Annotated in this window: 14 protein-coding genes; 10 read left to right on the top strand and 4 right to left on the bottom strand. The window is 64.8% G+C overall.

Going from position 1 to position 14,808, the window contains the following annotated elements:
* The first annotated feature begins 20 nt into the window (after positions 1-20).
* The 6 genes from NKH95_RS10205 (at position 21) to NKH95_RS10180 (ending at position 5,712) form a co-directional block, all read left to right on the top strand.
* Positions 21-1,199, top strand: a complete 1,179-nt coding sequence (locus tag NKH95_RS10205) for a divergent polysaccharide deacetylase family protein (RefSeq protein ID WP_352440993.1) — start codon at positions 21-23, stop codon at positions 1,197-1,199.
* A 156-nt stretch (positions 1,200-1,355) separates the two neighbouring features.
* The gene (locus NKH95_RS10200; protein WP_023811788.1) at positions 1,356-1,871 is read left to right on the top strand and encodes an RNA pyrophosphohydrolase; all 516 of its coding nucleotides are present in this window, start codon (positions 1,356-1,358) and stop codon (positions 1,869-1,871) included.
* A 77-nt stretch (positions 1,872-1,948) separates the two neighbouring features.
* Complete coding sequence (gene alr / locus NKH95_RS10195) at positions 1,949-3,088, top strand: alanine racemase (RefSeq protein WP_352772993.1); 1,140 nt, start codon at positions 1,949-1,951, stop codon at positions 3,086-3,088.
* A 273-nt stretch (positions 3,089-3,361) separates the two neighbouring features.
* Positions 3,362-3,778: a nucleoside diphosphate kinase regulator gene (rnk, locus tag NKH95_RS10190; protein WP_023811790.1), complete on the top strand. Its 417-nt coding sequence runs from the start codon at positions 3,362-3,364 to the stop codon at positions 3,776-3,778.
* 14 nt (positions 3,779-3,792) lie between these two features.
* Positions 3,793-4,335 carry a GreA/GreB family elongation factor gene (locus tag NKH95_RS10185; RefSeq protein ID WP_352677044.1) on the top strand — a complete coding sequence of 181 codons (543 nt, stop codon included), beginning with the start codon at positions 3,793-3,795 and terminating at the stop codon, positions 4,333-4,335.
* A gap of 120 nt (positions 4,336-4,455) precedes the next feature.
* The gene (locus NKH95_RS10180) at positions 4,456-5,712 is read left to right on the top strand and encodes a D-amino acid dehydrogenase (protein ID WP_128304957.1); all 1,257 of its coding nucleotides are present in this window, start codon (positions 4,456-4,458) and stop codon (positions 5,710-5,712) included.
* Between the two features lie 4 nt (positions 5,713-5,716).
* Here NKH95_RS10180 and NKH95_RS10175 read toward each other — a convergent pair whose 3' ends face one another.
* The 3 genes from NKH95_RS10175 to NKH95_RS10165 all read right to left on the bottom strand — a co-directional run bounded on the left by NKH95_RS10175 (position 5,717) and on the right by NKH95_RS10165 (position 9,396).
* Positions 5,717-7,876: a phospholipase D-like domain-containing protein gene (locus NKH95_RS10175; RefSeq protein WP_352864804.1), complete on the bottom strand. Its 2,160-nt coding sequence runs from the start codon at positions 7,874-7,876 to the stop codon at positions 5,717-5,719.
* Entirely contained in the window at positions 7,873-8,316 is a 444-nt protein-coding gene (locus NKH95_RS10170) for a phospholipase A2 family protein (RefSeq protein WP_023811794.1), read from the bottom strand. Before NKH95_RS10170 ends, NKH95_RS10175 begins: the two co-directional genes overlap by 4 nt.
* 198 nt (positions 8,317-8,514) lie before the next feature.
* Positions 8,515-9,396, bottom strand: coding sequence for a LysR family transcriptional regulator (locus NKH95_RS10165; RefSeq protein ID WP_023811795.1), 882 nt, complete (start codon positions 9,394-9,396; stop codon positions 8,515-8,517).
* Positions 9,397-9,772: 376 nt separating this feature from the next.
* Here NKH95_RS10165 and NKH95_RS10160 point away from each other — a divergent pair, with 376 nt between their 5' ends.
* Together NKH95_RS10160 and NKH95_RS10155 are read left to right on the top strand one after the other, a co-directional pair.
* Positions 9,773-11,269 (top strand): CoA-acylating methylmalonate-semialdehyde dehydrogenase, encoded by a 1,497-nt coding sequence (locus NKH95_RS10160; RefSeq protein ID WP_023811796.1) that lies wholly within the window; start codon positions 9,773-9,775, stop codon positions 11,267-11,269.
* 216 nt (positions 11,270-11,485) lie between these two features.
* A complete protein-coding gene (locus NKH95_RS10155; RefSeq protein WP_023811797.1) occupies positions 11,486-11,785 on the top strand; it encodes a hypothetical protein in 300 nt (99 codons plus the stop codon).
* Between the two features lie 54 nt (positions 11,786-11,839).
* Here the strand turns inward: NKH95_RS10155 and NKH95_RS10150 are convergent, their stop codons facing one another.
* The gene (locus tag NKH95_RS10150; RefSeq protein WP_050592699.1) at positions 11,840-12,532 is read right to left on the bottom strand and encodes a GntR family transcriptional regulator; all 693 of its coding nucleotides are present in this window, start codon (positions 12,530-12,532) and stop codon (positions 11,840-11,842) included.
* A gap of 69 nt (positions 12,533-12,601) precedes the next feature.
* Here NKH95_RS10150 and NKH95_RS10145 point away from each other — a divergent pair, with 69 nt between their 5' ends.
* Both NKH95_RS10145 and NKH95_RS10140 read left to right on the top strand, forming a co-directional pair.
* Positions 12,602-13,495, top strand: a complete 894-nt coding sequence (locus NKH95_RS10145; protein WP_352760437.1) for a dihydrodipicolinate synthase family protein — start codon at positions 12,602-12,604, stop codon at positions 13,493-13,495.
* 59 nt (positions 13,496-13,554) lie between these two features.
* The gene (locus tag NKH95_RS10140; protein ID WP_023811800.1) at positions 13,555-14,805 is read left to right on the top strand and encodes an NAD(P)/FAD-dependent oxidoreductase; all 1,251 of its coding nucleotides are present in this window, start codon (positions 13,555-13,557) and stop codon (positions 14,803-14,805) included.
* Positions 14,806-14,808: the final 3 nt, after the last annotated feature.

Raw genomic sequence — 14,808 nt, 5'->3', positions numbered from 1 at the left:
CATGCGCCCGGGGATTAGGCTTGGCTGACATCGGCAAGGACATCGAACGCCCGCTCGGACAGGCAGTCCGGCCGCCGCGCGCCGCCGGCAAGCTCAGCGGCGGTGCGATCATGGCGACCGTGGCCGTGCTGGCGGTGGCAGGCGTCTCCGGCGCGATCGCGCTCAGGGAAAAGCCGTTTCGAAAGCCGCAAGAGGTTGCAGTTTCAACGCCGAAAGTGACCGCGGCGGCCGAACCTGCCCCTGCGCCGCCTGCATTGGCCCCGGCGGCACCGAAGCCGGAGGCGCCGGTCAAATCAGGCGGGCCGCAGATCATCCATGTGCAGACGGAGGAGGGCGATGGGCCGCCCAAGGCAGCGATCGTCATTCGCGATCCGTCGACCATCGGCCAGAACCTGAAGATCGCGCATATTCCCGACAAGGCGCTGATCGAGACCAGCGAGACTGGGCCGTTGCCGGTGCGCGCCACCGATGGCAGACGGCCGTTCGACGTCTATGCGCGGCCCTGGTCGGGCGGGCGCGGCGCACGGGTGGCGATCGTCATCGGCGGGCTTTCGGTTTCGCAGACCGGCACCCAGGCGGCCATCGCCAAGCTGCCGGCGGAAGTGACGCTGGCCTTCGCGCCGCAAGGCAACAGCATCGGCCGGTGGATGCAGGCAGCCAGGCAGAGCGGCCACGAGATCGTCATGCAGGTGCCGCTCGAACCGTTCGATTATCCGAAGGTAAATCCGGGCCGCAACACGCTGACGGTGGCGGCGAGCGCGGATGAGAACCTGAAAAGCCTGCACTGGGCACTGTCGCGGACGACCAACTATACCGGCGTCATGAACTATATGGGCGCCCGTTTTTCCGCCGACGCGGCGGCGATGGAGCCGTTCATCGCCGAGCTCGGCAAACGCGGCCTTGCCTATATCGATGACGGCTCGTCGGCTCGCAGCCTGGCGCCGGACCTGGCGCTGAAGGACGGCGTGCCCTTCGTCGCCGGCGACATGGCGATCGATGCCGTGCAGGATCGCGGCGAAATCCTGAAGAAGCTCGACAGTCTGGAGGCGACCGCGCGGGCCAAAGGCACCGCCGTCGGCATCGGTTCGGCCTTCGACCTGACGGTCGATACGGTGTCGTCCTGGGTGGTCGAGGCCAAGAAGCGCGGCATCGAGATCGTGCCGATTTCAGCGGTGGCCATTGACCCGCAAAAAGGCTAACAGCCGTCTTGATAATTCTACTCCGGCGGGCATCTGTCGACGTTTTCTGCGCTTCCGGTGCTCACGTACTTTAAGTACGCTCCGCTCCGGTTCTCGAAAACGCTCGCCACCTGCCTCACCGGAGCGAATTCTCAAAACGGCTGGACCCCATCACGCATGGCTAAAAAGATTGATCGCGAAACGCTGCCTTATCGTCCCTGTGTCGGGCTGATGATCCTCAATGCCGAGGGCCTTGTCTGGGTCGGGCACCGGATTGCCGAACCGGACAGCGAATTTGCCGGCACGACGCAGCTCTGGCAGATGCCGCAAGGCGGTATCGACAAGGGCGAGGAGCCGCTGCAGGCGGCCGAGCGCGAACTCTATGAGGAGACCGGCATGCGAGGCGTCTCGCTGCTGGCCGAGGCGCCGGACTGGATCAACTATGATTTGCCGGACCATCTCGTCGGCATCGCCTTCAAGGGCCGGTATCGCGGCCAGACGCAGAAATGGTTCGCCTTTCGCTTCCACGGCGACACCAGCGAGATCCAGATCAACCCGCCGCCGGGCGGCCACACCGCAGAGTTCGACGAATGGGCATGGCGGCCTATGCAGGATTTGCCCGACCTGATCGTGCCGTTCAAGCGCCATGTCTATGAGGATGTGGTGGCGGCGTTCCGGCATCTGGTGCAATAGCCGCTATACAACAACCGCGGTTGCCGCGCCGGCCCGGCGGTCCTATTGATGTATCCACTACCACGCGAAGGGTCGCCATGAACGACGCCCCCCAAAAGCCGCCGCCAGAAGAGGTCACCGCCACAAGCGAAGTGGCGGCTGGGGCCATCCTCACCATCGATCTCGGTGCAATCCGTGAAAACTACCGGCGGCTGAAAGCGCGGTTGGGCGATGTTGCCTGCGCTGGTGTGCTCAAGGCGGACGGCTACGGCGTTGGCGCCGGCCAGGTCGCGGCGGCGCTGCTGCGCGAAGGCTGCGATGTCTTCTTCGTTGCGCTCCTGGGCGAAGGCGTCGCCCTGCGCCGCTCGCTTGGTCCGGGCCCTGCCATTTTCGTGTTGAACGGCATTCCGCCCGGTGCCGAGCGGGACGCTGTGGCGGCAGACATTTGCGCCGTCATCAACAGCCCGGAACAATTGGTGGCCTGGCGTGTGGCGGCTCGCCGCGCCGGCCGAAAACTGCCGGCCGCGATCCAGGTCGACAGCGGCATGTCGCGGCTCGGCATGGCGCCCCGGGATGTGGAGCGCGTTGCCGCCGATCCGCAGGCCTTCGACGGCATCGACATCCGGTTCGTGATGAGTCATCTGGCCTGCGCCGACGAGCCGGAGCACCCGGCCAATGAGCGGCAGCGGCTGGCATTCGAGCAGCTGCGCAAGATGCTGCCGGCGGCACCGGCCTCGCTGACCAATTCCTCCGGCATCTTTCTTGGGGAACGCTTTCGCTACGATCTCGCCCGCCCCGGTGCCGCGCTCTATGGCATCAATCCGACGCCGGCAAAGCCCAATCCGATGCTGCCGGTGGTGCGGCTGCAGGCAAAGGTGGCACAGACGCGCAGCGTCGAAAAGGGCGCGGGCGTCGGCTATGGCCATACCTATCAAGCGCAAGGCCCGCTCAGGCTGGCGACGATTTCGTTCGGCTACGCGGATGGCTGGCAGCGCCGCGCCGCGTCCGCCGCCTGGTTCGAGGGCGTGCGCCTGCCTTTCCTCGGGCGAGTGTCGATGGACTCGATCATTCTCGACATTTCCGCCCTGCCGGCCGGCAGGCTGCGCGAGGGTGATCTCGTCGAACTGCTCGGTCCCTCGCAAAGTGTCGACGACGCTGCCGGCCATGCCGGCACCATCGGCTACGAGATTCTGACCAGCCTCGGCTCGCGCTTCCATCGGCGCTATGTCGGCGGTTGAGCGGTTTGGCCACGCTTGACAAGCGGACGCCTGTCGGCAAGGCTCCTTGCATGAGCAACCCAGCTTATATCAGAACCTTGTTCAGGGTCTGCCCGATCGCGGGATCGTAGCCCCGGCGCGGCCGCCTTTTGGCGTCCGTCCGAACCGGGGCATTTCTACCTGATCATCATTCCCGAGCCAGACAGCTTCGCGGCTGCCGGCTTTTCATCAAGCCACCGTTTGTGCGGCGGCAGGCGCGCGTCTGTTCGATGCGCCAAGTCATCGAGGTTTGCCATGCAACATGCAACAGGATTGCGTCCACCGAGCCGGCCTCTGGTCAGCGATGCCGACCACCACAGGCTGACCGGCCTGGCGCGGGCGTCGCTCGACCGCGTGCCCGAGACGGCCGAAGAACTGCTTTCGGAAATGGACCGCGCCATCGTCACGGCAGCGGCTTCCATGCCGGCCAACGTGGTGCGGATGGGTTCGACGGTGACAATCCGCAACGATGGCGGGGAGCGCATCACACTGGTCTATCCCGGCGATGCCGACATCAGTGAAAACAGGATCTCGGTGCTGACGCCGTTGGGGACGGCGCTCATCGGCGCCACCATCGGGCAGACAGTGCGCTGGAGCAGTCGTGGCGGCCGGGAACTGTCGGCGACCATCGAAGTGGTCGATGCGCCGGCCTGCGGGCGGGAAGGGTCCTGATCATGGAGACGGCGATGACAGGCGCGAATTTCCGGCTGACGACAAAGGACTTCGCCGTCCTCGAGATCATGTTGGAGCGTCGGCGGGCTTTCGCGGATCCGATTGTTCCAATGCTTGAAGACAAGCTTTCCAAAGCCGAGGTCGTCGCGATCGATTCGGTCGGATCCGATATCGTGACGCTGAACAGCAGGCTGGTGTTTCGTGTCGATGCCGGCCCTGCCCAGACCCGGACCCTGGTGCAGAACGAGGTGCGCGGTCCGGTCGGCTCCAGCCTGTCGATCATGACAAGGCGGGGGCTTTGCATGCTCGGCATGGCCGAGGGCCGGACTGCATGGATCGAACAGGCCGACGGCAGGCGGGAGTCGGTCCTGGTCGCAACCGTGCTCTACCAGCCGGAGGCCGCGCGGCGTGCCGTCAGGGAGAGATCCCAAGTCGAGGCGCGACGGCCGCATGGGCTCACCCTCGTCTACAGCGCCGCAGCCGATTGGCGGCCCCTTGGCGAAAGGGCCGGAATGCGGCAGACAGGGGATGACGACCCCGGTCCCACGGCGGCGTGAACAGGCAACACTGCACGATCCCGAAAGTCGGCATCGATTTTCGCCGGGGATCGTGCGCAAATCGGAAATGCGGCCGCGTCCAGGCGTCCCTAGGACGTGCGGCGCGGCAAGGAGTGAACGATGAAGATCATGGTGCTGGGCGGCGGCGTCATCGGAGTGACCACGGCGTACTTCCTTGCCGAGGCCGGCCACGAGGTGACGGTTCTCGACCGCCAGAAAGGCCCGGCGCTGGAAACCAGCTTCGCCAATGCCGGCGAGATTTCGCCCGGCTACGCCTCGCCCTGGGCCGGACCCGGCATTCCGCTGAAGGCGATCAAATGGCTGCTGATGAAGCATGGCCCGCTGGTGGTGCGGCCGGCCTTCGATCCGCATATGTGGACATGGCTGATCAAGATGCTGCGCAACTGCACCGCCGAGCGCTATGCGATCAACAAGGCGCGCATGGTTCCGCTCGCCGAATACAGCCGCGACACGCTGAAGGCGCTGCGCGAAGCGACCGGCATCGCCTATGACGAGCGTACCCAGGGCACGCTGCAGCTGTTCCGTACGCAAAAGCAGCTCGACGGCACCGGCGGCGATGTCGAGGTGCTGAAGAAGTACGGCGTGCCCTACGAGATCCTCGAGCAGGACGGTTGCATCGCGGCTGAGCCTGGCCTTGCCGGGGTGCGCGAAAAGTTCGTCGGCGGCCTCAGGCTGCCGCACGACGAGACCGGCGACTGCAAGATGTTCACCGACAGGCTGGCCGAACTCTGTGTGGCCCGCGGCGTCAAGTTCGAATACGACGTGACGATCTGGCGCGTCATCCGCAGCCGCAACCGCATCGCCAATCTCAGCACCAGCAAAGGCTGGAAGACCGCCGACGCCTATGTGATGGCGCTGGGCAGTTATTCGGCAGGTTTCATGCGCCGGGTGAAGCGGCCGATCCCGGTCTATCCGGTCAAGGGCTATTCGATCACCGTGCCGATCAAGGACGCCGCCGCGGCACCGGTGTCGACGGTGATGGACGAGACCTACAAGGTGGCGATCACCCGGCTCGGCGACCGCATCCGGGTTGGCGGTACGGCCGAGATTTCCGGCTTCGACCTCAGGCTGCACGAATCGCGGCGGCGCACGCTGGAACACTCGGTCGGCGATCTCTTTCCGGGCGCCGGCGCGATGCGGGACGCGACGTTCTGGTGCGGGCTGCGGCCGATGACGCCGGACGGTCCGCCGCTGATCGGCCGCACCGAGCTCTCCAATCTCTATCTCAACACCGGCCACGGCACGCTCGGCTGGACCATGGCTTGCGGCTCGGGCAAGGTTCTGGCCGACATCATCTCCAGCCGGGTGCCGGACATCGATGTCCGCGACCTCGCTCAGGAGCGTTATCTGCGATAAGAGGTCAGAACGCCTGTCGGACCCAGTCCTCGTCGAACAGCAGCCGGTAGGCCCACGGTATCGTCACATTGGTGGCGACCGGGTTCGAGTGGGCGACATAGTCGTCATAGATCGGCTTCATCCTGGTGTAGAAGGCCGGATCGAGCACCATCATGCCGTTCTCCGAGTCGTGAAAGAAGCTGCGGTTGTTGAGATTGACCGACGAGATGGCGACCAGCCTTTCGTCGATCATCATGATCTTGGAATGCAGCACCACGTCAGGCGACTTGAACTCGCGGATGTTGATGCGGTCGCCATATTTCTCGACGAACAGCTTGTTGAGCGCGGTGAGAAACTTGCCGCCGATATCGCCCTTGAGATCGATGCGGCCGACAATGTCGATCCTCACGCCGCGGGCGAGCGCCCGGTCAACAGCCTGGGCAAGCTTGGGCGTCAGGTTGAGGTAGGGGTTGACGATCTGGATATGGTGCCGGGCGGCGTCGACCAGCTCGACGAAATAGTCCTCCAGCGCATGACCATCCTCGTAAGGCACCGAAATGAAGTGTCGTGCCGTGCCTGACGGGCGGGCGCCGTCGGACCGGACCGGAATGGAGAAGGGGCGCGCCAGATTGGTGTCGGCGTCGCGCAGCCACATTGTCGAAAGATGCGCAGCCAGCGTTTCGACCGTGGCCGGATCGGCGAACTCGATGTCGAAGTCGCTCCAGTTCGAATAGTAGTTCAGCGAAAACCCGTCGGTCTTGTCGTATTGCTCAAGGTCTGGATAGCGCGACAGATCGATCGGCTGGTGGAACAGGAAGCCGTCATGGATGTTGCGGCCACCGATGATGGCGCGTGAGCGCCCGGGATCGTCGGCAAGCGTTGCCAGCATCTTGACGTGATGGACCTTGTGCAGTTGTGAGGTCTGCTCGTCGATCGGCGCGCCATGGTCCGCCCGCCAGCGATATTCTTGCAATTCGACATTGGGGAATTCGGCGGCCAGCCGGTGCAGCAGGGCGTCGTCCTTGTCGCGCTCCAGAACGTCGGTGACGATGATGCGGACCTTGGTGCCTAGTGCTGCATGATGGCGGATCAACCGCTCGATGATGCGACCGGAGAAGTCGGCCTTGAACTCCAGCGACGACAGATAGATCAGCTTCAGCCTTGGTGCCCTGGAGAAATCGAGCGGCAGTTCCGGATCGCCCTTGTCGATGGCGCTGTCGGACAGTGGTGCTCCCATCAGCGCCTCGACCTTGGCGTTGAAGCCGTCGCGCGATTTGCGCAGCAGGCGCGGCTTTCCGATCGGCAAGGCACAGGTCTGCGAGAGCCAGCGGCTGGCATAGAAGGCGCGGCTGAGCGGATCGAGGCCGGTTGGGTCTGGCGTCGGGCAACGCTCGTAGCGGCTGTCGAAGGCGGCGAGAGCCGGATCGGCGGTCTCTTCGCGCTGGATGGTGAGCGGCGCGCCGGCCGGGGCAAGGCTGGAGCGGATCCTTGCCGTGCAGCGGTTCAGGCCGTCACTCGGGAACAGGCTGACCGTGTCGTCCTCGCCGGACAGGCGAAAGCGGAATGCGGTGCCCGTGGCGATTGTGCGTGAACCGCCGCCGGCACGGATCGCCAGCGAGCCGTCGCAGGTGCCCTCGATGTCGGCCGGTTGCTTTCCAGCCTGGCGCAGCACGATCTCGACGCTGCGCGCCTGCAGACCGGAGAAATCGAAGATCCTGGGCGTCGAAGGCTGCGCTGCCGCATCGATGTAGAGCGTCTGCCGCGACACCCGCCAGCGTCCGTCGAAATGGCCGTCGCCGCTGCTGCCGCTGGCCGGCGGCAGATGCGTTTCGGCAACCGGCCCGGCCAGTTGCTGCAGTGTCCGGTAAGTCGCCTGGAAATCGCCATTGCGGATCTCATAGCGGTCGTGACCGAAAGGGCCGGTGCCGTTGGCGCGGTCCATCGCGCCGAGCTGGTGGTGGGCGAGCAGCGCCAGGAACCGCTTTTCGTAGTCGCTTGTGCTGGCGTCGCCGAAAAACTGCGCGGCGGCGATCTGCGGCCCAGCTGTCTTGGCCGATAGCGAGGGTCGAGCGCAGGCCGTCTGGCCTTGCAGGAGATCGCAGGCACTGCGACCAGCGCCGCCGGCACAGCCGCCAAGGGCGGCCAGCCCGAATAGAACGAGGGCGACAGATGCGCGGCCCTTCACCCGGCCGCTCCGGCATTCAGGACGCTCAGTTGCGCCGGGTCACGCGGCGGCATGAAGCCCTGCGGGAAGACCTTGCAGACGGGGATGGCGAAGGTGGCGATCAGCAATTCGGCCTCGCCGCGCATTTTGCGCGGCGCTGTCTTGTCGTCGCGTATCGCTTTCGCGGAGGTGACGAGGGCGCCATCGCAGTCACAATGGTTGTGGCGGGCGATGTAACAGGCGTCATGCGTCCGGCAGGCCGTGTCGAGGCGGTTGACCGGCCGGAACGACAGATCGCCGGTGCGGGTGCCGGGGCCGCAATAATTGCCGAAGACGAAAGGCGAAGGCCGCGCCATGGCGTTGCGGATCGGTTTGGGCAGTTCGGCCTCCGGGACCTTCGTCCACGGATTGGCGCAAGCGGAAACGAAAAGCAGCGGCAGGATGGCAAGAACGGCTCGCATGTCTATCCGCGCCAGCTTTCTGAAAGATGTCCCTACGCGGCGACCGCGCGCCTGATGCCACACTCGCCGGTTTTGTGGCAAGGAAAAGGCGCACGGCTAAAGCGCAGCGCGTTTGAAAGGATTCATGCGATGCGCTTTAGCGTCTTTGTTTATGCATGTCGTTCTCCCAAAACCGAGATCACTTTTGGGCGACATGCATCAGACAAACAGGTTTCGCTCCCGCTCCACTGCCTTGGTGATGAAGCTGGCAACGATCTGGACGCGGCGCAGCGGCCTGACCGATTCGTGATAGACCAGCCAGTAGGCACGGCGGATGGGCGCGACAGCATCGACGGACACAAGTTCCGGCATCGAGCGGGCGACGAATGTGTGCAGGATGCCGATGCCGGCGCCCGAGCGCACCGCTTCGGCCTGGCCGAGCGCCGAGGAGATGGCGAAGCTGGTGCGCCAGTCGGCGCTGAATTCGGCCGCGTAGTCGAGCGAGGGACTGACGATGAGGTCCGGCACATAGCCGATCAATGTGTGCTGGCCAAGCTCGGCGGCGGTTTGGGGCAAACCATGCACGTCAGCATAGGCGCGGGAGGCAAACAGGCCGAGCGAGTAGTCGACCAGCTTTCCCGCCACCAGCCGACCCTCCGTCGGCCGCTCGACGGTGATGGCGATGTCGGCCTCGCGCCGCGACAGAGAGAAGGAGCGCGGCACCGGCACCAACTGGATCGTCAGCTCGCGGTGCAGGGCGGTCAGCGCGCCAAGGCGCTTGGCCAGGAAGGCGACACCAAACCCGTCCGGCGCGCCGATGCGCACCGTGCCGGAGACATCGTCGCCTTCGCCGGCAACGGTCGAACGTGCGGCGATCATGTCGCCTTCCATGCGCTCGGCAATGTCGAGAAAGCGCTCGCCGGCAGGCGTCAGCTCGCTGCCGGTGGTCAACCGGCGAAACAGCTTTGTCCGCAGCGCATCCTCGAGTGCGGCGATGCGGCGCGAGACAGTGGCGTGGTTGAGCTCCAGCCGTTTGGCCGCGCCAAGGATCTGGCCGGCGCGCGCCACGGCGAGGAAGATGCGGACGTCATCCCAGTTCATGGGGATGGTCCAGATGACAATTATCGACGCTGTGTTCTTTGGCGCCCCCCTCTGTCCTGCCGGACATCTCCCCCTCTAGGGGGGAGATTGGCAGCTTCGCCGACAGCTCGTCGTTGACTGCCTCGATGATCGGCGAAAGCAGAGGTGACGGCGCAATCTCCCCCCTAGAGGGGGAGATGTCCGGCAGGACAGAGGGGGGCGCGAAGGAACTCAGCCTATCGATCCTTGGGTCGTCGCGTGACCCCGCCATTTGCGGGAATTGATGCTCGCTCGTCAATCGTTATCTATTCTCCGCACAACGGTTGCGTTCTCACTCGCGTTGCCATCCGCCGGCCAAAGGCGGACAATGCAGCATCACAAACAAGGGAGAGAAATCATGATCGACTATGGTCATTTCATCGGCGGCAAGCATGTCGCCGGGACCAGCGGCCGCAAGCAGGATGTCATGCAGCCGATGGACGGCTCCGTGCGCGGCACGGTGGCGCTGGCCTCGCAGGCGGAACTGCGCGCGGCGGTCGAGAATGCCAAGGCAGCGCAGCCGAAATGGGCCGCGACCAACCCGCAGCGCCGCGTGCGCGTGCTGATGAAGTTTCTCGAACTGGTCGCCCGCGACTATGACGAACTGGCCGACATCCTGGCGCGTGAGCATGGCAAGACGATCGCCGACGCCAAGGGCGACATCCAGCGCGGCCTCGAAGTGGTCGAAGTCTGCATCGGCGCGCCGCATATGATGAAGGGCGAATTCACCGACGGCGCCGGCCCCGGCATCGACGTCTATTCGATGCGCCAGCCGCTCGGCGTCGTCGCCGGCATCACGCCGTTCAACTTCCCGGCAATGATCCCGCTGTGGAAGATCGCGCCGGCCATCGCCTGCGGCAACGCCTTCATCCTGAAGCCTTCGGAGCGCGATCCCGGCGTGCCGATGCGCATTGCCGAACTGTTCCTCGAAGCCGGCCTGCCGGCAGGCATCCTCAACGTCGTCAACGGCGACAAGGACGTGGTCGACGCCATCCTCGACGATCCCGACATCAAGGCCATCGGCTTTGTCGGCTCGACGCCGATCGCCCATTACATCTATTCGCGCGGCACGGCCGCCGGCAAGCGCGTGCAGTGCTTCGGCGGCGCCAAGAACCACATGATCATCATGCCCGATGCCGACATGGACCAGACCGTCGATGCGTTGATCGGCGCCGGCTACGGCTCGGCCGGCGAGCGGTGCATGGCGATCTCGGTCGCCGTCCCGGTCGGCAACGATACCGCCAACCGGCTGATGGAAAAACTGATCCCGCGCGTTGAAAGCCTGAAGGTCGGTCCTTCGACGGACTCTTCCGCCGATTTCGGCCCGCTGGTGACGGCGCAGGCATTGGAACGCGTTAAGGGCTATGTTGACACCGGCGTCAAGGAAGGCGCCAAGCTGGTCGTCGACGGCCGCGGCTTCTCGATGCAGGGTTATGAAGACGGCTACTATATGGGTGGCTGCCTGTTCGACAACGTGACCGCCGATATGCGCATCTACAAGGAAGAGATCTTTGGGCCGGTGCTCTCTGTTGTGCGCGCGCCGACCTATGAGAGCGCGATCAAGCTCGCCAACGATCACGAGATGGGCAATGGCGTCGCCATCTTCACCCGTGACGGCGATGCCGCGCGCGACTTTGCAAGCCGTGTCCAGGTCGGCATGGTCGGCATCAACGTGCCGATCCCGGTGCCGATCGCCTACTACACCTTCGGCGGCTGGAAGGCATCTTCCTTCGGCGACCTCAACCAGCATGGCCCGGACGCGTTCCGCTTCTACACCAAGACCAAGACCGTGACCTCGCGCTGGCCGTCCGGCATCAAGGACGGTGCCGAATTCGTCATCCCGACGATGAACTGAGCCGGACAACAAATTGGTTTGGATTCAACGCTCGGGCGCTCGCGCCCGGGCGTTTTTTTGCAATCGGTGGCGACCCTATCCGTTGAACGCTAATGTGATGGAACCAAGTAGCATCTGCCGTCTTGGTTTGCAGTCCTGCCGCAAGGAGGTACGGCAGATCAAGCAACGGCGCTGGCGACAGCTTCGGGGACATCGTTTGGCGCAAGGAGGTGTCAGATGACCCGTCTTGTGGCAACGCTATTTTTCGCGGCGGTTTCCGCGTTTCCGGCCGCCCCGGCGATGGCAGAGCAATGCGCGGCCCGTGCGGATATGATCAAAGCGCTCGGGGAAAAATTCCACGAAAGCGAAGCGGCGCGGGGCCTGGTCAACCCGAGCCTGATTCTTGAGATATTCGTCTCCGACCAGGGCACCTGGACAATTCTTGCCACCGACACGCATGGTCAGAGCTGCGTCATCACGGCAGGCGAAGGCTGGGACGGTCCGTTGATGGCGGCGGCTGCCTTGCCCGGGACTTAACCCGAGCTTCGAGGAAGCGCCAACGACGAGAGCGCAGCGGATATAAAAGGACGTTCAGCGCGTGGCGGCCGTCTCGGCGTGGCCGCGCAACAGCGCCATCAGGCGTTTGGCGTCCTTGGCCGCGGCCTCCTCGTCGCCGGCAAGGATTGAGCGGATCAGCGCGACATGGTGCTCGGCGGATTCGGCAAGACCGGTTTCGGCCTTGTAGCGGAACCAGAAGCGGCGGCTGTGGGTCTGCAAGGGGGCGGCCAAACGGGCGGCGAAGGGATTGTCGGCAGCCAGCGCCAGCGCTTCGTCGAGAGCCTTGTCGGCCTGGATGAAGGCAAGCACATTGCCCGAGATCACCGCTTTCTGCATGGCGAGCGCTGCTTCGTGAAACAAGTCGGCGGCTTCGCGGGTGACGAAGCGGGCGGCCGAGCGGGCGAGCACCACCTCGACGCCGCGACGTGCATCGAGGACGCGCAGCCAGTCGCCGGCATGGAGCGGGGCGATGGCGATCCCGGCGCGCGGCCTGATGTCAAGCAGCCCTTCCCAGGCCAACCGCTGGATCGCCTCGCGCACTGGTGTCCTGCCAAGCCCGAGCCTGTCGATCAGAGCGCCCTCGGTGACGAAGCTTGCCGGGGCCAGTTCGAGCGTGACGATCATGTGCTCGAGCACATGGTAGGCCCTGGTCGCGGCCGGCTCCGTCGCGGTGCTTGCTGCCGTGGATATCAAATGCGCTCTCCTGATATATCTTGCATATATCATAACAGAATCCGCATTGACAGCGGGTTTGTTAATAGATATACCACTGATATATCAGATGGAGAGATGATCATGTGGACCGGAGTTTTTCCTGCCGTCACGACCAAATTCACCGCGGATGATCGTCTCGATCATGCCGAGATGGAGCGCTGCTTCAGCCTGCAGATGGAGGCCGGCTGCGACGGCATCATCGTCTGCGGATCGCTCGGCGAAGGGCCGATGCTGTCGCCCGACGAGAAGATCGAGGTGCTGAAGACCGCACAGAAGGTCGCCGGCAAGAAGCCGGTGCTGCTGACCGTCAACGAGGCCGGCACACGCGAGGCGGCCAGCATCGCCAAGCGCGCGAGCCGGGAAGGCGCCAATGGCCTCATGGTCGTGCCGAGCCCGATCTACCACACCAATGCGGAAGAGACCGTCGGGGCGTTGCGCGCGGTCGCGCAGGCGGGCGACCTGCCGGTCATGATCTACTCCAACCGGCTTGCCTACCGCGTCGACGTCACGGTGGACCAGATGGAAGAGCTGGCATCGGACAAGCGCTTCGTCGCCGTCAAGGAATCCTCCGACGACATCCGCCGCTCGACCGAGATCATCAATCGCCTGGGCAACCGCTATGACCTGTTCACCGGCGTCGACAATCTCGCCTTCGAAGCGCTGTCGGTTGGCGCCATCGGCTGGGTGGCCGGACTGGTCACCGCGTTCCCCCGCGAGACGGTCGCCCTCTACCAGCTGATGAAGCAGGGCCGCCGCGAGGAGGCGCTCGCCATCTACCGCTGGTTCCGGCCGCTGCTCGATCTCGATGTCTCGACTTACCTGGTCCAAAACATCAAGCTTGCCGAAGTGTTCGCGATCAACACAAATGACCGCGTTCGCATGCCGCGCCAGCCGCTGTCTGGAGAGCGCCGCAAGGCTGTCGAGAAGATCGTCAAGGATGCGCTCGCCGTGCGGCCGACACTGCCGCAGTTCTGAGCTGGTATGAAGCGAGCGGGGCGGAGACTGGGACATGCATGCAGGGGTGACGTACAAAGATGAATAGCGATGTTCCAATCGACATCGCCATCATCGGTGGCGGCATCATCGGCATCTGTGCCGCTGCGTCTCTCGCCGAGGCCGGACGCAGGGCCACCGTCTTCGACCGCACCGGCATTTGCGAGGAGACGAGCTCCGGCAATGCCGCCGCCTTCGCCTTCTCCGACGTGCTGCCGCTGGCCCACAAGGGCATGATCCGGCAGCTGCCGAAATGGCTGGCCGATCCGCTTGGCCCGCTCAGCATTCCGCCCGCCCATCTGCCGAGGCTTCTGCCCTGGCTAATCCGCTTCTGGCGCGCCGGGGCGCCCGGGAAATACGAGGCGAGCCTTGCCGCTCAGGCGGGCATGATGAAGCTCGCCGAGGCGGAGTGGATGGGCTTGCTCGATCGCTCCGGTACGCGGTCGATGCTGCGCGAGGACGGTTCACTGGAGCTCTATGAAAGCGAAGCCGAATTTCAGGCCGGGCTGCCTGGCTGGGCGGCGCGTGAGCGTTTCGGCATCGGTTTCCGCCATGTCGAGGGCGAGGAACTGGCCGCCTTGCAGCCGGGGCTGTCGCCGCGCTTCATCAAAGGCACGTTCGTGCCGGGATGGAAGACGGTCGCCGACCCGAAACTGCTGGGCAAGGCGGTGTGGGCCTATGCGCAGGCCAAGGGCGCCCGCTTTGAGCTGGCCCGGATCAGCCAAGTCGCGGCGGATCAGGATGGTGCGACGCTGACGTTGGCAGACGGCACCACAAGGCAGGCGCGACAACTTGTCGTCGCCGCCGGCGCATGGTCGCATCTGCTGGCGCGGCAGCTCGGCGATCGCATTCCGCTGGAGACCGAGCGCGGCTACAACACCACGTTGCCGACGAGTGCCTTCGACGTGAAGCGGATGCTGATCTTCTCCGGCCATGGTTTCGTCGTCACGCCGCTCGAAACGGGCCTGCGTGTCGGTGGCGCCGTTGAACTCGGCGGCATCGAGCGGCCGCCCAATTATGCCAGGTCGAAAGCGCTGCTGCGGAAGGCACAGAAATTCTTGCCGGGGCTCGATCCCTCGGGTGGGCGCGAATGGATGGGGTTCCGCCCCTCGCTGCCGGATTCAGTGCCCGTCATCGGCGGCGCGCCGGGAAAGCGGTCGGTGGTCTATGCCTTCGGCCATGGCCATCTCGGCCTGACCCAGGCGGCGGCCACCGGACGGTTGATCAGGGATCTTGTCCTGGGGCAGACTCCACCGATCGATCTGGCCCCCTTCAGTCCGCAACGATTTTGATTT

Origin of the sequence: Mesorhizobium sp. M0848, assembly GCF_040319805.1 — a bacterium.
Taxonomy (GTDB): Bacteria; Pseudomonadota; Alphaproteobacteria; order Rhizobiales; family Rhizobiaceae; genus Mesorhizobium.
Note: the sequence above shows the minus strand (reverse complement) of the source record. Positions and strands in the feature narration are given on the sequence as shown.